The organism is Curtobacterium sp. AG1037, from assembly GCF_003349855.1.
Lineage (GTDB): Bacteria > Actinomycetota > Actinomycetes > Actinomycetales > Microbacteriaceae > Curtobacterium > Curtobacterium citreum.
Map to the genome: position 1 here is coordinate 333270 of NZ_QQAO01000002.1, position 21331 is coordinate 354600.

General features: G+C 70.3%; 16 protein-coding genes. 10 read left to right on the plus strand and 6 right to left on the minus strand.

Features of this window, described 5'->3' with window-relative positions:
• Positions 1-49 precede the first annotated feature (49 nt).
• The 5 genes from pstA to DEU32_RS04085 all read right to left on the minus strand — a co-directional run bounded on the left by pstA (position 50) and on the right by DEU32_RS04085 (position 6746).
• Positions 50-1135, minus strand: a complete 1086-nt coding sequence (gene pstA, locus DEU32_RS04065; RefSeq protein ID WP_114849438.1) for a phosphate ABC transporter permease PstA — start codon at positions 1133-1135, stop codon at positions 50-52.
• Between the two features lie 13 nt (positions 1136-1148).
• Positions 1149-2096, minus strand: coding sequence for a phosphate ABC transporter permease subunit PstC (gene pstC, locus DEU32_RS04070; RefSeq protein ID WP_058740965.1), 948 nt, complete (start codon positions 2094-2096; stop codon positions 1149-1151).
• A 126-nt stretch (positions 2097-2222) separates the two neighbouring features.
• On the minus strand, positions 2223-3335 hold the full coding sequence (locus DEU32_RS04075; protein ID WP_058740964.1) for a phosphate ABC transporter substrate-binding protein PstS: 1113 nt from the start codon (positions 3333-3335) through the stop codon (positions 2223-2225).
• Between the two features lie 301 nt (positions 3336-3636).
• A complete protein-coding gene (locus DEU32_RS04080) occupies positions 3637-4584 on the minus strand; it encodes an NUDIX domain-containing protein (protein WP_114849439.1) in 948 nt (315 codons plus the stop codon).
• Positions 4581-6746, minus strand: coding sequence for an RNA degradosome polyphosphate kinase (locus tag DEU32_RS04085; protein WP_114849440.1), 2166 nt, complete (start codon positions 6744-6746; stop codon positions 4581-4583). The genes DEU32_RS04080 and DEU32_RS04085 overlap by 4 nt, the downstream gene beginning before the upstream one ends.
• A 263-nt stretch (positions 6747-7009) precedes the next feature.
• On the opposite strand from DEU32_RS04085, the gene DEU32_RS04090 reads away from it, so the two are divergent.
• From DEU32_RS04090 to DEU32_RS17070, 8 genes are all read left to right on the plus strand, one after another.
• Entirely contained in the window at positions 7010-7291 is a 282-nt protein-coding gene (locus DEU32_RS04090) for a hypothetical protein (protein ID WP_058740961.1), read from the plus strand.
• A 129-nt stretch (positions 7292-7420) separates the two neighbouring features.
• Entirely contained in the window at positions 7421-12730 is a 5310-nt protein-coding gene (locus tag DEU32_RS04095; RefSeq protein ID WP_114849441.1) for a DUF6531 domain-containing protein, read from the plus strand.
• Between the two features lie 104 nt (positions 12731-12834).
• Positions 12835-13194, plus strand: coding sequence for a hypothetical protein (locus DEU32_RS16870; protein WP_147281403.1), 360 nt, complete (start codon positions 12835-12837; stop codon positions 13192-13194).
• The gene (locus DEU32_RS04100) at positions 13191-13652 is read left to right on the plus strand and encodes a hypothetical protein (RefSeq protein WP_147281404.1); all 462 of its coding nucleotides are present in this window, start codon (positions 13191-13193) and stop codon (positions 13650-13652) included. The genes DEU32_RS16870 and DEU32_RS04100 overlap by 4 nt, the downstream gene beginning before the upstream one ends.
• Complete coding sequence (locus DEU32_RS16875; RefSeq protein ID WP_141863022.1) at positions 13649-13939, plus strand: hypothetical protein; 291 nt, start codon at positions 13649-13651, stop codon at positions 13937-13939. Before DEU32_RS04100 ends, DEU32_RS16875 begins: the two co-directional genes overlap by 4 nt.
• Positions 13940-13962: 23 nt before the next feature.
• Complete coding sequence (locus DEU32_RS04105; protein WP_141863020.1) at positions 13963-14394, plus strand: hypothetical protein; 432 nt, start codon at positions 13963-13965, stop codon at positions 14392-14394.
• Between the two features lie 154 nt (positions 14395-14548).
• The gene (locus tag DEU32_RS04110; protein ID WP_147281405.1) at positions 14549-14920 is read left to right on the plus strand and encodes a hypothetical protein; all 372 of its coding nucleotides are present in this window, start codon (positions 14549-14551) and stop codon (positions 14918-14920) included.
• A gap of 14 nt (positions 14921-14934) precedes the next feature.
• On the plus strand, positions 14935-15312 hold the full coding sequence (locus tag DEU32_RS17070; RefSeq protein WP_181819189.1) for a hypothetical protein: 378 nt from the start codon (positions 14935-14937) through the stop codon (positions 15310-15312).
• A 535-nt stretch (positions 15313-15847) separates the two neighbouring features.
• Here DEU32_RS17070 and DEU32_RS04125 read toward each other — a convergent pair.
• Positions 15848-16798, minus strand: a complete 951-nt coding sequence (locus tag DEU32_RS04125; protein ID WP_114849447.1) for a hypothetical protein — start codon at positions 16796-16798, stop codon at positions 15848-15850.
• A 277-nt stretch (positions 16799-17075) separates the two neighbouring features.
• Here DEU32_RS04125 and DEU32_RS04130 point away from each other — a divergent pair, with 277 nt between their 5' ends.
• Both DEU32_RS04130 and DEU32_RS04135 read left to right on the plus strand, forming a co-directional pair.
• The gene (locus DEU32_RS04130; RefSeq protein WP_147281406.1) at positions 17076-19832 is read left to right on the plus strand and encodes a hypothetical protein; all 2757 of its coding nucleotides are present in this window, start codon (positions 17076-17078) and stop codon (positions 19830-19832) included.
• Entirely contained in the window at positions 19829-21283 is a 1455-nt protein-coding gene (locus tag DEU32_RS04135) for a hypothetical protein (protein WP_114849449.1), read from the plus strand. The genes DEU32_RS04130 and DEU32_RS04135 overlap by 4 nt, the downstream gene beginning before the upstream one ends.
• Positions 21284-21331: the final 48 nt, after the last annotated feature.

Sequence of the window (21331 nt, forward strand, 5' to 3'; positions counted from 1 at the left end):
TGGTTTCCTTCGGGGTGGGTGGTCGTTGCCGCGTCGCTGCCGGGTCGGGCTAGCGGGGGAGCTTGGGAGCGAAGAGGCGGGTGATGAAGCGGGCCAGCAGGTTGAGCACCATCACGATCAGGATGAGCAGCAGCGCCGCGGTCCAGGCCCGGTCGACGAACGGCACCGGGTTGGCACCCTGCTGCGAGTACTGCGTGTACGCGAACACCGGCAGCGTCATCATCGGGTCGCGGAACAGGTCGTAGTTCATGCTCGCGGTGAACCCGGCGGTGACGAGCAACGGGGCCGTCTCGCCGATGACGCGGGCGATCGAGAGCATGACGCCCGTCGTGATGCCGGCGAGGCTCGTGGGGAGCACGACCTTGAGGATCGTCAGGTACTTCGGGACGCCGAGTGCGTACGAGGCCTCGCGGAGCTCCATCGGGACGATCTTCAGGACCTCCTCCGTGGAGCGCACGACGATCGGGATCATCAGGACGCTCAGCGCGACCGAGCCGACGAGACCGAAGCGGGCGCCGGGGCCGAGGAACAGCGCGAACAGCGAGTAGGCGAACAGACCGGCGACGATCGACGGGATGCCCGTCATGACGTCCACGAAGAACGTGATGCCGCGCGCGAGGGCGCCCTTGCCGTACTCGACCAGGTAGATCGAGGTGAGCAGGCCGATCGGGACCGAGATGAGCGCCGCGAACAGCGTGATCTCGAGCGTGCCGACCAGGGCGTGGACGGCGCCGCCGCCCTCGGAGATCACGCCGCGCATCGAGTACGAGAAGAACTGCGCGTCGAAGCGGGCCAGGCCGTCCGCCAGGACCGTCCAGAGCAGCGACACGAGCGGCAGCACCGCGATCACGAAGGCCGTGACGACGAGCGAGGTGATGAGCCGGTCGACGGCCTGTCGACCACCCTCGACGATGCGGGAGACGACGACGATGAGCACGTCGAACAGGACCGTGCCGAGGAACAGCGCCGCGACGACGTTGAAGTCCTTGACGGCGCCGCCGGCGTTGAGGAGCGCGAAGACCAGGATCAGGGCGACCCAGGAGCCGACGAGCAGGAGCCACGGGACCGACTTGTGCAGCTTCCCGTTGGCGTAGACGTTGCCGGGCATGCCGGACTGACGGAGGGCGAGGGACATCGGGCGTGACCTCTCAGGAGACCCGCTTGCGCACGATGTAGCGCGCCAGCATGTTGATGACCAGGGTGATGACGAAGAGGATCAGGCCGGACGCGATGAGCGCGTTCAGGGCCGTACCCGAGGCCTCGGCGAACTGCAGCGCGATGTTCGCGGCGATCGTCGAGGGGTTCAGCGAGGTCAGCATCTGGAAGGTGACGTTCGTCGAGACGGAAAGCACGAGGGCGATCGCCATCGTCTCGCCGAGGGCGCGGCCGAGGCCGAGCATGATCGCCGAGACGATGCCGGACTTCGCGAACGGCAGTACCGACAGGCGGATCATCTCCCAGCGCGTGGCGCCGAGGGCCAGGGCGGCCTCCTCGTTGAGGCGCGGCGCCTGCAGGAAGATCTCGCGCATCACGGCGGTCATGATCGGGATCGCCATGACGGCGAGCACGATCGAAGCGGTCAGGATCGTGCGGCCGGTGCCGGACACCTGGCCGGAGAACAGCGGGAACCAGCCGAGGTACTCGTTGAGGAACGCGTAGAAGGGCTTCACGAACGGCGCCAGCACGACGATGCCCCACAGGCCGTAGACGACCGAGGGGACCGCGGCGAGCAGGTCGATGACGTAGCCGAGGACCGGGGCGACCCGACGCGGCGCGTAGTGCGAGATGAAGAGTGCGATGCCGAGCGCGAGCGGCACGGAGATCACGAGCGCGATGAGCGCGGACCAGACGGTGCCGAAGACGAGCGGACCGACGTAGTCCCAGAAGCTCGTCGCGTTGTTCGGCAGCTGGCCGACCTTGGCGCTGAAGGCGGGGATGCTCTGCCAGACCAGGAAGGCGGCGACGAGCACGAGCACGAAGAGGATCAGGCTGCCCGCGATGACGGAGGCGGCGGAGAAGACCCGGTCGCCGACGCGGACGACGGCCTTCGGCTTGGGGGAGACGGTGGCCCCTGGCTGGGCCGGTGCGGTCGTCATGGGACTCCTGTCGGAGGATCACCCGGGATCGGGGGAGCGGGGAGGTGGGGAGGTGCTGCCGTGACGGGCGAGTGCCCGGACGCCGATCGAGGTGGGTGGGATCGGCGTCCGGGCGCTCGGGGAGTGCTACTTGATGGTGGCGACGGCCTTCGCGGCCTTCTCCGCCAGGTCGGACGAGAGGGCGGCCGACTTGGCCTCCTTCGCGGCCGCGTCCTGCGCGTCCTTCGAGACGACGTAGTCCAGGTAGCCCTTCACGAGCTTGCCGGTGTCGGCGTCCTTGTACTCCTGGCAGGCGATCGCGTAGGAGACGAGGACCAGCGGCCACGCACCCTCGGCGGTGTCCTTGCGGTTGATGTTGATCGCGAGGTCGTTCTCCGAGCGGCCCGACACCGTGTCGGAGTCGGCGACGACCTTCGCAGCACCCTCGGCCGAGATCTCGGTGGCCGTGGAACCGACCATGAGCTTGGCCTTGTCGAGGTCACCCGCGCCCGAGTCGTCGATGTAGGTGATCGCGTTCGAGGCGCTCGCCATGGCCGAGGCCACACCCGAGGTGCCCTTCGCGCTGTCGCCGACCTGGTAGGGGAAGGTCTGGCTGGGGGCCTCGGTCCAGACGTCCGACGCGTTCGCGGAGACGTACTCCGAGAAGTTCTGCGTGGTGCCGGAGTCGTCCGAGCGGTGGATCACGGTGATGTTCGCGTCCGGCAGGTCGACGCCCTTGTTCAGGTCGGCGATCTCGGAGGCGTTCCACTTGGTGATCTTGCCGGAGAAGATGCCCGCGATGGTCTTCGCGTCGAGCGTCAGCTCCTTGACGCCCTCGACCTTGTAGGCGATGGCGATCGGGGAGATGTAGACCGGGATGTCGATGGCCTTCGAGTCCGCGGCGCACTTGGCGAACGAGCCCGAGAGCTCCTCGTCCTTCAGCGCGGCGTCGGAGCCGGCGAAGTCCGCGGCACCCGAGATGAAGTTCTTGCGGCCGGCGCCCGAACCGTCGGGCGAGTAGTTGACCGTGACGCCGGAGGCGACGTTCTGGAAGCCGGCGGCCCAGGTGGCCTCGGCGGTCTGCTGTGCCGACGAGCCCGAGCCGGTCAGCGTGCCCTTCAGCGACGAGTAGTCCGTGCCGGAGCTCGACGTAGCGGAGGCTCCAGCGCCCGCGCCGCCTTCGTTCGAGGCGCAGGAGGACAGCGCGACGGCGCCGACGACCGCGATCGCCGCGACCGTGCCGATTCGCTTGATGTTCACAGGGGTCCCTTCGGGAATGTCAGTGCAGGTTGGGACCGCTGCTGGTCCCGGGGGCCGGTGCTGACCCGGGAGCGACTGTAGGGACGCGAGGTGACGGGGATCACGACCGCTGGTGAACGGGAGGTGAACGAGGGGTTGTGTCCGACGGGGCGCCGTGCGGCGCTCGCGCGTCGGGTGCAGGATCGAATCGGCGTGCGTGGGGTGGACGCATGCGCATGCATCGGCCTGGAGGCGCGGGGTGCGGCCGCCACGGGCGTCGCGTGGTGGGTTGGTCGGCGCTGGTCGCTGCGCCGACTCGTCGTCAGGCCGGGACGGTGTTGCGGTGCGTCTCGACGGCCACGAGTCGGTCGCCCGCGATGTGCATCACGGCGAAGTCGCCGACCGACAGCATCGCGGCACGGCGGAGGTCGAACCGACGGTCCTCGCCGGCGGTCGACGCGGCGATGCGCGCGATGATGTCCGGCAGGACGGGGCCGTGCGAGCAGAGCACGGTCGACTTCGCCTTCTCGAGGCGGCGACGCACCACGCCCTTGACGTCTGCGGCGCCGCGGTCGTGGGCGTCCTGGCTGATGTCCGGGGTCGCCGAGACGCCCACCTTCGTGCGGGCGGACAGCGGCTCCACGGTCGCGAGGCACCGGGCAGCCGTGCTGCTGACGATCTTCTTCGGCCCGAACGCCGCGACGGGTGCCGCGGCGGCCCGTGCCTGGTTCCGGCCGACGGGGAGCAGCGGCCGGGTCGAGTCGGGGCCGTCCCAGTCCGAACCCGGGACGGTCTTGGCGTGCCGGAGGGCGATGAGGGCGAACGTCCGGTGCTCGCCGGCCGCCACGCGGTCGGCGAAGCGGTCGAGGATCGCGACGTCGCGTTCGTAGGTCAGCCGCGAGCGGGCCTGGTCGATCGTGACCCACTCGATCGCGGCGACCTCGTCGTTCGGGCGGAACGTGCCGGCGCGGTCGTACTCCTTGCCGGAGACCCGGGCCGACCAGTAGTGCACGACCTTGTCGCGACCGCTCGGCAGGACGTACTCCGCGGTGCCCAGGGGAGCGCCGAGGTGCACGCGGTAGCCCGTCTCCTCCTCGATCTCGCGGACGGCCGTCGTCGGGACGCTCTCGCCCGGGTCGACCTTGCCCTTGGCGAAGGAGACGTCGTGGTGGTGGTCGCGGTGCACGAGCAGCACGAGCGGGACGCCCCGGTGCTCACGCCAGACGACCGCGCCCGCCGCGACGACGGGCCCCGTGGGGCCGCCGCTCACCGAGCCGAGCGCTTCCGGGCCGAGATCTTCCGCATGAGGACATTCTGCACGTCGTCGAGTGGGCGGCCGTCCTGGTCGGTGGAGTGCCGCGTCCACTCGCCGTCGGACTCCAGGTGCCACGAGCTCGTCGTCTCGGCCATCGCCAGGTCGAACATCTCCTGCACCTCGGCCACGTGCGCCGGGTCGGACAGGCGCACCAGGGCCTCGACACGGCGGTCGAGGTTGCGGTGCATCATGTCGGCCGAGCCGATGAAGACCACCGGGTCGCCGTCGTTGTGGAACGCGAACGCCCGCGAGTGCTCGAGGTACCGCCCCACGACGCTCCGGACGCGGATCGTCTCGCTGACGCCCTCGATGCCGGGCTTGAGCGAGCAGATGCCGCGGACCCAGACGTCGATCGGGACGCCGGCCTGGCTGGCCAGGTAGAGCGCGTCGATGACCTGCTCGTCGACCATCGAGTTGACCTTGATCCGGATGCCGGAGGGCTTGCCGGCCGCGGCGTTCTCAGCCTCGGCCTGGATCCGCTTCACCAGGCCCTTCCGCAGGTGCAGCGGCGCGACGAGGAGCCGCTTGAACTTCTTCTCGATCGCGTAGCCCGACAGCTCGTTGAACAGACGCGTGAGGTCCTTGCCGACGGTGTCGTCCGCGGTGAACAGGCCCATGTCCTCGTAGATGCGCGAGGTCTTCGGGTTGTAGTTGCCCGTCCCGATGTGGCTGTAGTGGCGGAGCGTGCCGCCCTCCTGCCGGATCACGAGCACGAGCTTCGAGTGCGTCTTGAGCCCGACCAGGCCGTACACGACGTGCACGCCGGCCTTCTCGAGCTTCCGCGCCCAGCCGATGTTGTTCTGCTCGTCGAAGCGCGCCTTGATCTCGACGAGGGCGAGGACCTGCTTGCCCGCGGCGGCCGCGTCGATCAGGGCCTCGACGATGGGGCTGTCGCCGGACGTGCGGTAGAGCGTCTGCTTGATGGCGAGGACGTTCGGGTCCGCCGCGGCCTGCTCCAGGAAGGCCTGCACGCTCGTGGCGAAGGACTCGTACGGGTGGTGCACGAGCACGTCGCGGGAGCCGATCGCGCGGAACAGGTCGGGCTTGGTGTTCGGTTCGCCCGGCTGGAACTGCACCGGGGTCGTCGGCACGTGCTTGGGGTAGTGCAGGTCCGGCCGGCTGATCTTCGCGATCTCGAACAGGCCGCCGAGGTCGAGCGGAGACGGCAGTCGGTAGACCTCTTGCTCGGTGATGTCGAGCTCGCGCACGAGCAGGTCGAGGGTCACCGGGTCCATGTCCTCGGTGATCTCGAGACGGATGGGCGGACCGAAGCGGCGGCGGAGGAGCTCGCGCTCGAGTGCCTGGATGAGGTTCTCGGCCTCGTCCTCCTCGATCTCGACGTCCTCGTTCCGGGTCACGCGGAAGACGTGGTGCTCGAGGACCTCCATCCCCGGGAACAGGTCGTCGAGGTGGTTCGCGATGAGGTCCTCGAGCGGGATGAACCGCATCCGACCGCTGCCGTCGTCGGGCAGGGCGATGAAGCGCGAGAAGTTCTGCGGGACCTTGAGGCGCGCGAACTCCTGCCGCTGCGACTTCGGGTTGCGCACGCGCACCGCGAGGTTGAGCGACAGCCCGGAGATGTAGGGGAAGGGGTGCGCCGGGTCGACCGCGAGCGGCATGAGCACCGGGAAGATCTGCTCGTTGAAGTACTCGCGCATGCGGAGCCGGTCGGCCTCGTCGAGGTCGGACCAGTGCTCGACGTGGATGCCCGCGGCGTCCAGGTCCGGCTTGAGCGAGTTGATGAACGCGTCGGCGTGCCGGTCCTGCAGCTCGTGCGCCTTCTTGGCGATGTCCCGCAGCACGTCGCTCGGCGCACGCCCGACGTTCGTCGGTACGGCGATGCCGGTGTCGATGCGACGCTTCAGGCCGGCGACCCGGACCATGAAGAACTCGTCGAGGTTGGACGCGAAGATCGCCAGGAAGTTCGCCCGTTCGAGCAGGGGCTGCGTCCGGTCCTCGCCCAGCTCGAGCACGCGCTGGTTGAACCGGAGCCAGCTGAGCTCGCGATCGAAGTAGCGGTCCGACGGCAGCGACTCGTGCTCGATCTCGACGACCTCGTCGAAGTCGTCGAGGTCGGGAGCGACGGAGTCGCCGTCGAGCTGCGGTTCGGTGTCCATGTCGCCATCCTGCCACCCGGGGTCTCCGCGGGGGAGCGGGGCGGTGGACGCTGGGGAAACCAGGCGTGAACGACGGCCCTGTGGAGGAGCGTCGGGAACGCTCCAGCGAGTGAGCATCGCTCGACCCTCGAACTGGGGGAGGGAACGTCACGAAATACGAACGGTGACATTGTCGGGTGTTCGTGGGTATGGTGGGCCGCGTCAGAGCCTCCGGGGGGATTCCACTGCGCGGGGGTGCAGCTACGAAACGAAAGAGGTTCACCATGTCGCGTGTGCTCTCCACCGAGCAGGCCAAGTCCGCCATCCGCCAGATCCAGTCGATCGTGAACGGTGGGTTCACCGACCAGATCTCGCAGCTCGACGCCCAGGGCCGCATCCTGTCGGACTCGAACGTCTGGGACGGCCCGCTCGCCTCGACGTTCCGCGGTTCGACCTGGCCCGAGACGAAGGCGGCGCTGGACAAGGCCAAGACCGAGCTCGAGCAGCTCCGCACCCAGCTCGACAAGATCTCGCAGGACATCTTCACCGCGGGCGGCGGCGCGTAGCCACCACCCGACGCCCGGTCCGCCACCTCGGCGGACCGGGCGTCCGCGGTCCGGGGTGGGCCGCGGACGGAGCTCGATCTGCTCCACCAGCACAGCACGACCAGCACGATCACCATCGGGGGACGGATCATGGGCGACCTGCACGGCAACGAACCGGTCGAGTTCGACAACGGCACGGCCGACGCGCTGAGTCAGGCGCTGAACGGCGCGGCGGAGTCGATCGAGGGGCAGGCCGGCAGCCGCCAGTCGTACGTCAGCACCGCCGCCCAGGAGTTCCGCGGCCACTTCTCCGAGCTCTTCGCCGCGAACGCCCAGACCGCCAGGAGCGACGGCTCCGCCATCGCCGCGAACCTGCGCACCGTGGCCGGCTGGGTCGGCAAGATGCAGGCCGCCGCCGAGCGCGAGAACGCCCGACGCAAGACCGCCCGCGACTGGTACGAGCACCACGAGAACCGCTGGGTCGGCGAGGTCGTCGCGGACTGGGTCACCGGCAACGACCAGCCGCCGGAGGTCCACCACGAGGACCCGCCCCGGTTCGCCGACGCGACCGGCCCCGCGACCCCGCGACAGACCCCGTCGCCCGGCTCCGGTGGCGGTGGTGGCGGGGGCACGTCCTCCGCCCGACCGGCCGACCTCCGCTCGTTCGCCGACGGCAGCCGGGGACTCGACCAGGCCCTCGAGGGCAAGCCCGCGATGCTCCGCGGCAAGCTCGCCGACTTCGCGGACCGCTGCTCCTGGGGGCGGATCGACGCCACCGGGCTCGTCAGCGCGTTCGACCAGTGGTTGCAGGCGAACGGCCAGGACGTGACGTGGGCCACCACGATCGCCGACGCCTTCGCCGCTGCCGGTGGCGAAGGCGCGGTGTCGAGCGTCGCGGACTCGGCGCTCGCCGCAGCGCTGCAGGCGGCGGGCGTCTCGGCGACCCGGTCCGACGTGCAGTTCGACCCGCCCTCCGCCTACGGCGCCCAGCCGACCACCGGGTACTCGATGGATCCGGTGAACACGACGACCGGGAACTTCGTCGAACCGGAGACCGACCTCGGCTTCACCGGCGCGAGCGCGTCGCTCGCCCTCACCCGCATGTACAACTCGCTCGACGAGCACGTCGGGCTCTTCGGCCCCGGTTGGGCCTCGGTCCTCGAGACCCGACTCGAACTCGACGACGAGGGGGCGTCCTTCGTCGGCGCGGACGGGCGGCAGATCCGGTTCCCGCGGGCCTCCGACGGCTGGGAGCGCGGCGTCGGTGAGAACCGGTGGCTCGTGGCAGAGGGCGACCAGCTCGTGGTCCGCGACAACCGTGGCGGGCGGATCGACTTCACGCCGTCGGGCGTCTGGCTGGGCGAGCGCGGCGGTCCCGGGACCGGCGTCCGGGTCGAGCGGGACGCCGACGGGCTCATCAACCGACTCGTCCACGACCGCGGACGGTCGATCGACGTCGAGTACCTGGCTGGCCGAGTCGCCGTGGCGCGGAGCTCCGACGGGCGCCGGGTCGAGTACTCGTACGACGACCGCGGGCGACTCGTCGCGGTCACCGACGCGGTGGGCACACGCCGCTACGGGTGGGACGACCACGACCTCGTGCTCACCGTCACGAGTGCCGCCGGGGTCGTCGAGGTCGAGAACACCTACGACGAGCGCCGCCGCGTCGTCGAGCAGGTGAGCCCGCACGGTCGCGCCGTCCGCTTCGCCTACCTGCCCGGTCGGGTGACCGTCGTCTCCGACCACGACGGCTCGCGGTCGAACTCCTACATCGCGGACACCAGGGGTCGGCTCGTCGGTGTGGTCGACTCCGACGACCACCGGCAGTCGATGAGCTACGACCGGCACGGGAACCTCGTCTCCGTCACCGAGCGCGACGGGTCGGTCACCGTCCACGCCTACGACGAGCGTGGGCGTCGGACCCGGACGGTCACCCCGACCGGCGGCGACCTCACGTACGGCTACGACGACCAGGACCGGACCACGACCGTCGTCGCCGAGTCCGGCGGCGTCGTCACGTTCGAGTACCGCGGCGACGACCGGGACCCGTCCGTCATCACGGACCCCGTCGGGGGCCGCACCGAGCTGACCTGGTCGGACGGCGTGCTGACGCGGGTGGTCGACCCGACCGGCGTGGTCCTCGTCCTCGAGCGCGACGAGCACGGCGAACTCGTCGCCACCACGAACGCCCTCGGCGACACGGCCCGCATCGACCGCGACGCCGCCGGGCGTCCGGCCGTGGCGACCAGCCCGTCGGGGGCCCGCACCGAGTACCGCCACGACGCCGCCGGCCTGCTGGTCGAGCGCCGTGACCCGGACGGCGCGGTCTGGCGCTTCGAGCACACCACCGGTGGACGCATCTCGGCGATCACCGATCCCCTCGGCGGGCGGACCGCGTTCGGGTACGGCCCCGACGGCGAGCTCCACGCGACCACGGACCCGCTCGGTCGCCGGGTCGTCCGCTCCTTCGACGACCAGGGCAACCTGGCGACGCTCGCCGTGCCGGGTGACGCGGTCTGGACGTTCGCGCACGACGCGTTGTCGCGCCTCCAGGCCGTCACCGACCCGACGGGCGCGACGTGGCGCCACGAGTACGACGCGAACGGCGTCCTGACCGCGACCGTCGACCCGACGGGCGTCCGTCAGGACGTGAGCCGGGACCCCACCGCCGGTGTCGCGACGCTGCGCGACGCGTTCTCGACGACGACCGTGCGCTTCGACGCGTTCGGGCGCCCCGTCGAGTCGACCAGTCCGGGCGCCGGATCCGAACTCGTCACCTACGACGCGGCCGGACGCCCGGTGGAGCTCGTCGACGGAGAAGGTGGGCTGACGCGGATCGAGCGTGACCTCGCTGGCCGCGTCACCGCGGTCATCGCGCCGTCCGGCGCGCGCACGTCGTACGAGTACGACGCCTGCGGGCGGCCGTCGGCCGCCGTGGACGCCACCGGTGCGCGCACCACGCTGACCTACGACGCCGACTCCCGGGTCGTCGCGCGGACACTCCCCACCGGCGAGGTCGCCCGGACCGCGTACGACCCGGTGGGGCGCGTGGTCGAGCAGACGACACCCGGAGCGGGGACGAGCCGGTTCCGTTGGGACACGGCCGGGAGGCTCGTCTCGGCCCACGACGCACGCTTCGGTCGGCGTCGGTTCCGCTACGACGTCGCGGGGCAGGTCACCGAGGTGGTCGACGGGCTCGGCGGGATCACCCGCCACGAGTACGACGAGCGCGGTCGGGTGGTCGCGACGACCGACCCGGCCGGGGGCGTCACCCGGCGCGAGTACGACGAGGCCGACCGCCTCGTCGCGGTCACCGATCCGCTCGGCCGGCGCACCAGCGTCCGTCGTGACGCGGCGGGCCGGCGGGTCGAGCAGACCGACCCGGACGGGCGGACGACCGCCTGGACGTACGACGCAGCGGGGCGTGAGCACCAGGTACTCGTCGACGGTCAAGTGCAGACCGAGGTGGACCGTGATCCGGTCGCCCGGACCGTCGTCGTCACCGACCACACGCGGGGCGCTGGTCGCGCCGTCGACCACGAGCTCGAGTACGACCGACGCGGGCTCCTCGTCCGCCGCAGTCGCGGTGGGGCCGCGATCCGGTGGGAGTACGACGCCGACGGGCACCGGGTCGCCCGTGTCGACCCGTCCGGCCGCCGGACCACGTGGGTCCGCGACGCGGTCGGTCGGACGACCGCGCTCGAGCGCGACGGGCTCGGAGCCGCGACCTTCCGACACGACGCCGCGGGTCGGATCGTCGAGGCGGTCACCGGAGACCTCGTGCAGTCGTGGTCGTACGAGCGCGGCGTCCTCGTCGCGCACACCGCGACCTCGCCCGAGGGCATCACGACGACCCGCACCGAACGGGACGCCGACGGCCGCATCACCGCCGTCGACGGCCCGGACGGGCGGGTGGAGCACCGCTACGACGACGCCGGCCAGCTCGTCGCCGCCGGTGACGCACGCTGGGAGTACGAGGCCGGCCGCCTGGTCCGCCAGGTGATCGGCGGTGTCGAGACGCGCTTCTCGTACGACCTCGCCGGCGAGCTCGTCGCCTCCGAACAGGACGATGCCCGTACCGAGTACCGCTACGACGGGCTCGGTCGACGCATCCGGCGGACCGACCCCGACGGCTCGACGGTGGAGTACGCGTGGTCCGACCTCGGGACGCTCGCCGAGGTCGTCGAGCGCGACCCCGCCTACGCCGAGACCGGTCGGGTCGACGTCTGGACGGACGGCCTCGGCGAGCTGGCCGACGTCGGCGGTGCCGAGGCGTGGTGGGACTCCGCGGCGAGCGTGCCGGGGATCGTCTCGCTCGGCGGCACGAGCGTCCTGGACCTGCCGGGCGGGGTCGTCGCGATCGACGATGTCTGGACGACCGCGGGGTGGCGCAGCGCGCGGGCGACCGCTGCCGACGACCCGTGGGCGGTGCTCGCAGCGATCGGCGGTTCGGGGCTCCCCGCAGGCGTCGGGCTCACCGCGGACGGCGGCGTGTCCATCGCTGGACTCGAGTGGCTCGGAGCGCGGGTGTACGACCCCGTGGCGCGGGGCTTCCTGTCGACCGACCCGCTCGCGCCCGTGCTCGGGGCGGCGTGGGCGGCGAACCCGTACTCCTACGCCGGGAACGACCCTGTGCATGCGGTGGACCCGCTCGGGCTGCGGCCGGCGACGGATGCGGACCTGCAGGCGTACCGGGATGCGAACCAGGGTGCGTGGGCGACTGCGAAGCGATTCTTCGACGAGCACAAGGAAGCGATTGCGGCGACGGCGATGATCGTGGGAGGCGTTGCTCTGATGCTCGTTCCCGGTGTCAACATCGCGGTCACCGTGGCTGCCGCGGCAGGCTCCGGAGCACTTCTTGCGGGGGGATTCTCGATCATCCAGCAGGGGCCGGACAGTGGCAAGGTCGATTGGGGCAAGGTCGGCCTGCAGATGATCGTGGGGGGTGCAGCAGGCGCTGCAGGCGGCGTCGGAGGCGCAGTCGTCGGTAAGTACGGTTCGTCAGTTGCTCAAGCTGCTCTGCCTCGAATTCAGCAAATGACCAATCCCACAGTTCAAAGCGTAGCGAGAGCAGCTGTTGGCTCGGCCGGTCAGCGTGCAGCGACCGCTGGCACCCAGGGTGCAGTGTCGAACACCGTGGATCACGCCTTGAACAGTAAGGACCAGAGCATCGGGAGCTACGCTCAAGCTTTCACGAGTGGGCTCGTTACCGGCGCAGGTGGGAGCGCACTTGCATCGAAACTTGCTGTCGATCTCAGGATCCCGGCAGATCCCAACCTCGGCACAACCCCGGCTATGTCGATCATCAATGAGGCTTCGGCGTTCACCGCCGACCATGTCGTGGGAGCTGGTCAGTCCTTGACGAACGAGTTCTTGCGGCCGGATGGCGACCGTGGCTCTGATCTGGTCACGGACGCTCTGAACGGTCTCGTCGGCGGCGCTCGCGGACCGAGGGAGTAGAAAATCGAGATGGACTCCAGTGAAGCGGAGAGCCGATGAGTGCTCAAGGGGGAAAAGCAAGCCCTCCGTCGAGAGCGAAGTGGCGCTTTTACCGTGCCCTCGCCGTGCTGCTGATCATCGGCCTGGTCGCTCTCGTCTTGCCGGCGTTCCTGAATTGGTACGACGGGCAGCACCAAATCAAAGTCGAATGCTCGGTTGGGGCAGCGAGGCCCCTGAGCGGCGGTAGTGTGACGAGAACCGGGCTCGGCAGCTCGTCGGCTGAAGTCGAGATCACGACGAAGAACTGCGGCAAGCTCCTTCTCAGGGAGGGTGTGACAGATCAAAATGCTGGTTCAACAGCGCGTCAACTCGATGCTGGCGGGACCTATCGCTTCGAGGTGGGCCAAGGCTCGTACTCGGTCCGCGAACTGCTGAGGTTGATCGGAAGAGACGTTACGACTACTGGCTTCCGAAAGATCTCGTGAGCCTGCTGCGGAGTGAAGAACGACAGGCGGGGGACGAAAGCGTTGTGCGGAATCGGCTGGTCGCTGTCGGGCTGCTCGTGCTCGTCGTGCTGCTCCCGGTCCTCTTCCTGTTCGTCGGGCCGGTCACGCTGAAGGCCTATGACGCAGCGCATCAGGAGCAGGTGGCCTGCGATGTGGTCGGGGCCGCAGGTCGGACGGCGTCCTCCTACTCGCCGCGAGGCGTCGGGTCCTCGAATCAGCAGATCTACATCGAGACGACCGACTGCGGGCTCCTCGTGCTGCGGTGGGGGGTCACTCGTGACAACATCGAGCGGCTCACGAGCGATCTTGATCGGGGCGGTCCCACGAGGTTCACCGTCGGCGCGGCGTCCTACGAGTTGCGGGACACCCTGAAACTCGTCAACCAGGCAGTGTTCGTGCGCGATCCGGAACGGCTCAGTCAATCGAGCGCATCATGAACAGGGTGACGGGCGGCAGGAATGCGAACCGGGAAGCCGACCTCGCGTTCGATCGAGAGCTCCTCCTGGCTTACTTATCGGCGCTCGTACTTGCCCTCCTGGTCGAGGCATTCTGGATCTCGGTGATCGCGAGTCGCTCGGATCTCTTGGCTGGTGCAGCTGTTGCGGTTATGGCGGTCCTGGCTGGTGGGCTGAGTCGACGACGTACAGGCGCGATCGGAACGCTCGACACCGGCGCGGCGCACGGCGGCGACGGCCCTGCAGGCGGGGTTCATCGGACATGGTGAGCGCAAGGAGGAACGCTCTCGACATGACCGACGGAACACCAGTGGTGACGCTACGGAAACGCGCCGTCGCTGTCGCCATCCTGTTGCTCGTCATCGTCATCCCGGTGCTGTTGTTCTTCGTCGTCCCGCTCGGTGTGAAGGTCTACGACGACGGTCATCAGTTGTCGGTCTCGTGCGAGATCCGGAGCGCCACCACCGGTTCGGAGTCGAGCGCGTCCCTGAAGGGCGGCGGAGCGTCGGGGTCGCAAGTGGTCGTCGTGACCGATCAAGGCGGCAAGATCCTGCTCCAGGACGGAGTCAATCGATTCAACGCTGACAGGATCGCTGAAGAGCTCTCCGGTGCTGATCGCGTTCGGTTCACCGTCGGCGCCGCGTCGTGGGACTTGCGCGCGGTGACCGCAGTGTTCGGTGTGTCACCGACGGCGTACGCCTATGAGGTCGAGCCACGAGGGTGATCCCGCCGAACAAGGACGTCCCATTGGCCTTCGGCCGCCACGGGCTCGTCGATGTGCTCATCCGACGGCCCTTGACCGGCGGGGGCGAAGCAGTCACAAACTCGCAGAAGAACGGAGGTGGATGATGACCCCGCGTACCCGGCGACCCCGGCCCTTGTTCATCGATGTCCTCGCGGCTCTTTTCTGTCTCGCGATCGCGTGGTGGCGGACCTCGAGCCTGGAACACCAGCCGATGCCGTTCGGACTGGTCCTGGTGTCCGCGGCGGCGGCCCTGTACGGCGTGGGGATCGGCTGGTGGGCGCGGAGCGGTCGCCGACGGTCGTTCTCCGTCGTGGGACTGCTGGTGGTCGTCGTCGTGTTCGTGCTGCTCGTGGGTGCGCCGCCGCAACTCGCTGGCACGCGGTGGGCGTGGCTGCTCACCTCGTTCGCAGGGGTCATCATCGGGTCGGCCATCGGGGAACGGGTGGTTGCGCGAGCTTCCACGGCGGACCCGAAGCGCGGCCGCAGGCGCCCAGGAGGTCGATGATCGTGCGGAGAACCGTGGACAGGAACAGGGCGTATCAGGAACCCGATCGGGCGCTCGACCGGAAGCTCCTCCTGGGGTACTTCTCGGTGCTCATCCTCGCCCTGCTGGTCGCGGCATTCTGGGCGACCGTGATCAAGAGTCGATCGAACGCCCTCGTCGCTACTGGTGTCGCGTCAGTAGCGGTCCTGGTGGGTCTGGCCGGTGGGCGGAGTCGTCGCCGAGGCGCGCGCGGAGTCACGATGCTCGTCCTCCTCGCCGGCCTCATCACGTTCTCCGCACTGGCTGGCCGTGGGCACTCGTACCAGTTCGCCTGGCTCTTCTCGGCATTGACGGGTCTGTTGCTCGCCAGGCCCGAAGGGCCCTGGTGGCGAAGTGACCGCGGAAGAAGCTGAGGCCGCGGAGGGCTTTCGCGGCGCCGGCTGCTGATCCCGGTGGGTTCGTGGGCGGCGCTTCGAAGAACGCGACCCGACTCTCGAGCGAGTCGAGGCCAAGGTCCGAGCTCTCGACGGCCGGGACCGAACGCTCGCGATCATGCATGACGGAGCGCGGGAGCTGGATCTCTGTGGCGACGCTGCGACCGGCATCATCGTGTTCCGAACCGAGGACTCAGGTGACGAATCCCGCTGGGAAGTTCCGCTCGGCGCAGAAGTCGACGACGACGATCGGACCGAGACCGCGATGGGGAACGTCTCCGCACCGGTGGCCCGTGGCCTGCTCGTCGACGCACACCAAGCGTCGTCCATCGCTCGGGAGTTCCACGGCGGGAGGAGTGTCGCCGGGTCGGCCGGAACCTTGCGTGGGCAAGCCGTGATGTCCGTCCGCCCCTCGCTTCCATGAAGCGCGCAGCGTCGTTCGCGCGTCGCAAACGGTGCCCGCGCGGACCGCACCGTGCCTCCAGGCCGGTACTCGCTGGACAGCCTCCGATGGTCAGCGCGGAAGACCGCTGACCCACTTCCGGAACGTGCGGGCATCAGCGTCGCGAAGTACTGCTGTCGGTACCTCCTGCGCATCGCGGAGGAGGACGAGGCTCTCCGGCGGCAGACCAGCCACCTGTCGACCCTTGAGCGACGTCGGGTCGACGAGCGCGGGGCTCGCGAGGAACGCAAGCGGCTGCGAGTCGGACTCGGCCACCGCCTGCCGGCCGTCGACGAGCGCCCGGACGTCCGAGGTGTGCAGCACGACCACGTCCCCACCGATGAACAGTCGGATGACCGGACGCGGACGACCCCCTTGGCTGAGCGGGACGTTCGTCCAGTCGGCGCTGGCCGAGACGCCGCGCCACGGCGGGACCGGGAGGGTGTCCGGCCCGAACGCCGCGGGGGCGGGAGCGCTGTCGCGCACGACCCGCTCCTGCAGGTACGCGTCGAGTTCCGCGTACCCCCGCGCCAGTCCCATCACGTGGAACAGCCGTCGTCCGTCTGCCGAGCGCCCCTGGACCCCGCCGTACCGGTTCGCGAGCGGCGCCAGGGTGGCGATCTCGCGCAGGTCGACCCGGCGCTCCTCGTGCAGTCCCTGCCGGACCAACAGGTGGTCCTCCATCGCCAGGATCCGGGTCCGCCGCATCGAGCTCGCGAGCACGATGCCGCCGGTGCCGGCGAGGACGAAGACCACCGCCACGACGACCATCGAGGGCGGTGCGCCCTCGGCGGCGAGTCCGATCACCACGACGCCCAACAGCCCGCCGACGAAGAGCAGCACGATCGCGAGGACGCGGATCACCAGCCACTGCCAACGGCGCAAGCGCACGGTGACGAGCGCGCCGCCCTCGGTCGGCAGCTTCTCGCCGCGGGCTCGCCGACGCCGGTCGCTCCGACGCGTCGCGCTCGTCACGCCCCACGTGATGCCGATCGCCGCGACGAACGCGATGCCGACGGACACGACTGATATCCACATGTTCGTTCCCCCTGTGATCGGATGACCAGTCAACCGCTCGTGAGGGTGGACTGGTCATCCGATCGTGCAACTCCGAGCGCTTGGAGCACTCGGCGTTCCCCCCATCAACGAAGTGCAGAGTATCAATTCCACGGGATGCGTCAAGCTGGGGTTCGTGGCGCTGTGGCCCGAACGGGGGTGCGGTGACCTGTGGATGGACGAACCCTCACGGTATTTCAGCGACTAGCATCGGACGCGCTGTCGATTCTTGAGGGGGACGATCGTGGAACTGACGCGCGCCGGGGGAACCGGAGCACGACCGGGTGCTCGGCTGGCCGGGGTGGTCGCGGTGTCGGCCGTCGTCGCGCTGACGCTGGCCGGGTGCACCGCCGACCAACGGCAGGTCGACGATCCATCCCGGCTGCTGCAGACCGTCGACACGACGCTCACCCCGAACGGCTCGGTCCGCGCCATCTCCGACACGACGATCGCGGTCGGAGCGGACGGGTCCTCGTCGACGACCACCGACCACGACGTCGCCAAGGCGGCGGGCGACCTGCCCCTCCGCATCACGACGCAGTACACGACGACCAAGCGCTCCGGGACCGACCTGTCGGACCTCGACGGCTACTCCGGCCGGGTCGAGGTCGACCTCACGATCGAGAACCTCACGGTCCGGTCGAAGAACCTGACCTACGACGTCGCGGGGTCGTCCCGCACGACCCCCGCCCTGGTCGGGGCGCCGTTCTCCGTGGCTGCGTCGACCGTCCTGCCGGGTGTCGCGCCGGACCGCATCGTGACCCAGGGGGTCGACGGCGGTGCCGCGACCGACGGCGTGGTCAGCACGAACGCCGACGGTGACGCCGTCGTGCAGTGGGGGCGGCTCCTCGCGCCGCCGACCTCGGGTGCGAGCAGCACGCTCCACCTCGTCGCTGACGTCAAGGACTTCTCGGCCCCCGCGTTCGACGTCGCGGCCCAGCCCGGACTGACCACCGACCTGTCGACCGAGGGCGTGCTGAACGGGGCGTTCGGCTCCCAGACGGACTCGGAACTCGCGCTGCAGCGCCGGACCATCGACCTCATCGCCCAGGTGAACGAGGTCCTGGCCCGAGCCGGCGGGACCATCACCGAGGTGCGGACGAACCTCGAGTCCACCTCCCAGACGCTCGGTGTGCGCACCGCGGAACGGCTGCAGGAGAGCAGCGCGTCCCTCGCGAGCACGATGCAGTCGCTCGCGGGCGAGCTCGGCTCGCTCAACGGGGACCTGGGCGCGACGGTGCAGACGACGCAGTCGACCGTCCTGCAGCAACTCCAGCAGACGACGAGCAGCCTCGATGCGCTGCTCGGCGACACCTCCGGGACGGCGCCCGCACCGGTGCTCGACGGCCAGGGCTGCGCCGCAGCGCCGAAGACCGACGCCGTGGGTGGCAGCGTCTACGGCAACCTGTTGCGCGTCTCCTCCCAGCTCGAGGGCTACGCGCAGGCGAGCGAGCTCTGCAAGCAGCAGGTGAGCACGCAGTTGGCGGCGTCCGTCGGACCGGCCGCGCCGGATGCGATGAGCTGCGCCAGCCAGGAGGATCGTGGTTCGTTGACCTGTGCGCTCTGGGAGTCCTCGGCTGCGGTCAACAGCTCGCTGATCGGGTTGGTCAGCAAGGGGCAGGAGCTGGCGGCGCGGCTGGATCCCGACCTGTCCGACAAGGCGATCGAGCAGTCGACGGCGTTGAACGACCAGCTAGAGACCATCTCCGACAAGCTGAAGGCACTCGGGAGCGACGAGACCGGAGCCGTCGGGCAGGCACTCGACGAGCTCGATGCGCTCGTGGCGACGAGCGACCAGGCCGTGCGCCCCGTCCAGGAGTCGGTGGCGAGCATCAACGGCCGTGCCCGTGCCGCGCGCAGCGCCGTCGGAGACGCCACGGACGGCTTCCCGAGCGGGTCGATGCAGGCGCAGAACAGCGCGCTCGCCGACCGGATCTGCCAGCTCGTCGCCCTGAAGGACCTCGACCAGACCGACGCGGACGCGCTGCGCGGGTACCTGACGGCCACGCCGTGCGACGGAGCGCCCGACGGGACGACGCTCCGCCCTGGCTTCCCGTTCTCGACGCCGATGGACGAGCGGCTCACCGCCCAGTCCGAGGCCTGGGACGCGATCGTCGCCGAGACCGACCCCCGGGCCACGACCGGCCTCGGTGCCGCGGTGACCTCGCTGGCGACGGCCGTCGATGCGATCGCGCCGGGTGTGCAGAAGGTCCGCACGGCGGTCGCGCAGGACGGTGGTTCCGTCGAGGGATCGGTCCGTGAGCTGCAGGGCCTGGTGCGGAGCGCCGCCGGGTCGGGTGCGGTCGTGAACGACCAGCTCAAGCAGGTGAGCGACCAGCAGAGCGACCTCCAGGACGCCGTCCGAAAGGCGTTCAAGAAGGCGTCCGACGACTCCGGCAAGCAGGTCAAGGACCTCATCGACGAGCAGGTCCGGAACGTCAGCGGCACCGCCGGGAAGAGCCAGCAGGCCGTCGAGCAGGCGTTCGACCAGTCGATCGCCGGACTCCGCACGACCTCGAGCGAGGTCACGAGCGACTCGAAGGGCACCATCGACGAGCAGAAGGGTGCACTCGAACAGCAGAGCAGCAGCCTGGCGTCCGCGGTGGACAGCCAGACGGCCGCGAGCCTCCAACGCATCGACGCGAGCACGAGTGCCTCGGTCCGGGACGTCCAGGGCGCCAGCACCCTGCTCACCGGCGACCTCAACCGCGTGATGCTCGACCTCGGCGACCGCAAGGTCAACGGTTCCGGCATCCTCGGCGCCATGGCGACGAGCGCCGCGAAGTCCGACTCCGCCGACTACCAGCTCGCCCTGGCGTCGCAGAACGCGGCCGGCTACGCGAACGTCCGCGCCGAGGACGTCGCCGGCATCCTGCTCCAGCAGCAGCAGTTCCGGTCGTCGCTCGACGCGGCCGCCAAGCTCCCGGCGTTCCGGCTCGACGTGCCGTCGGGCGCGACCGCCACGACGCTCTACGCCTTCCGGATCGGAGCCGACCGATGAGCCGCACGACCGAGCAACCGGCACCGGGACAGCAGCCAGCACCGGAACTGCAGTCTGCCGAACCGTCCGGCGCCGAGCAGTCCGGCGCCGAACAGCCGGTGAACGACCGGACGACGCGACGCCGTCGGCGCACGATCCTCCTCGTCGTGCTCGCGGTCCTCGTCGTCGCCGCCGTGGTGATCGCCGTCGTCGCCGTGCGCTCCGCCGCTGAGACCCCGGCCGAGGCCGTCGCTGCCACCGCGCCCGTACCGGTCCGGGTCGCCCACGTCCCCGACGGCACGAAGATCGGCGTCGTCGTGACCCTCGGCGACGGCGAGGGCTCCGAGTGGGCCGATGCCGCGCAGGGTGCCCTCGTCGCCCAGCGACGGCTGCAGCTCGGTGGCACGACGGTCCAGCTCGTGGCGCAGGACGACGCCGGTTCGACCGACGGCGCACGTGCCGCGGTCGAGACGCTCGCGAAGCAGGGCGTCGCGGGCATCGTCGTCGCGTCGTCCGGTCGCCACGTGGACGGCGCGTTCGCGGCTGCGTCGTCGGCCGGGATCCCGGTCGTCGCCCCGTACGCGACCGGCTCGGACGACGCCTGGTCGACGGCGCCCTCGACGGACTCCACGGCGTCCGCGATGCGCTCGGCACTCGGCTCCGCGAAGTCCCCGCTGCTGGTCGACCTCGGGGGCGGAGCACCCTCCGGCCTGCAGGTCGCGCACGTCGTCGATGCGGTCCGCGACGCCGACACGGCCGCGCTCGCGACCACGATCGCCGAGCGCACGGGTGTCGCCGCGCAGACCGCCGACACCACGACCGGTTCCGGCGCCGACGCCCCGGTCGCCGCGGACTCCGACGCCGTCGTGCTCAGCGGCCCTGCGGCACGACAGGGTGCCCTCGTCGCGGCGCTCCAGTCCGCGGACGTCACCGCCCCGATCATCCTCACCGCGGACGCCACGAGCCCGACCTTCGCGGCCGCGCTGACCCAGGCCGGCGGCAGCCTGAGCGGCGGCTTCCGGACGGTCGGGGTCGAGACGGACGACGCCCGTGCCCTCCACCCGGACGCCACCGGTCGGTCGATGTCCGCCTTCCTCGGCGGTCTCCGGGTCCTCGCGGACGACGCCGACGCGAAGAACCTCACCGGCGACCGGCCGTTCTCGTCCGTCGCTCCCGTCGCGGACGCCCGGAGCCACGACGCCGTCATCGCCCTGGTCCGCGCGGTCGGGACGGCCCGGAGCGACGAGCCGTCCGCGGTCGCCGACGCGCTCGCGACCCTCGACCTCTCCGGCAGTGACGGGCTCGCCGGACCCGATCTGGTGTTCCGCACGCACGAGGCGATGCGCAGCCCGGCCTCGGTGCTCGCGTCGTCCGCGCAGGACCTCGGCCTCCGACCGGCGGCCTCGGACGACTCCGCGGACGCCAGCGGATCGCCGTCCCTCGTCTGGTTCGCCGACGACACGGAGCGCTGACCGCCACCGCGAAGCGCTGACCACCACCGCGAAGCGCTGACCGACCGC

What these genes read in the sequence shown, in the direction of transcription:
- DEU32_RS16875 (WP_141863022.1), top strand. Translation starts at nt 13,649, where the DNA reads ATGAACAGGGTGACGGGCGGCAGGAATGCGAACCGGGAAGCCGACCTC.
- DEU32_RS04105 (WP_141863020.1), top strand. Translation starts at nt 13,963, where the DNA reads ATGACCGACGGAACACCAGTGGTGACGCTACGGAAACGCGCCGTCGCT.
- DEU32_RS04135 (WP_114849449.1), top strand. Translation starts at nt 19,829, where the DNA reads ATGAGCCGCACGACCGAGCAACCGGCACCGGGACAGCAGCCAGCACCG.
- DEU32_RS04095 (WP_114849441.1), top strand. Translation starts at nt 7,421, where the DNA reads ATGGGCGACCTGCACGGCAACGAACCGGTCGAGTTCGACAACGGCACG.
- pstC (WP_058740965.1), bottom strand. Translation starts at nt 2,096, where the DNA reads ATGACGACCGCACCGGCCCAGCCAGGGGCCACCGTCTCCCCCAAGCCG.
- DEU32_RS04085 (WP_114849440.1), bottom strand. Translation starts at nt 6,746, where the DNA reads ATGGACACCGAACCGCAGCTCGACGGCGACTCCGTCGCTCCCGACCTC.
- DEU32_RS04090 (WP_058740961.1), top strand. Translation starts at nt 7,010, where the DNA reads ATGTCGCGTGTGCTCTCCACCGAGCAGGCCAAGTCCGCCATCCGCCAG.
- pstA (WP_114849438.1), bottom strand. Translation starts at nt 1,135, where the DNA reads ATGTCCCTCGCCCTCCGTCAGTCCGGCATGCCCGGCAACGTCTACGCC.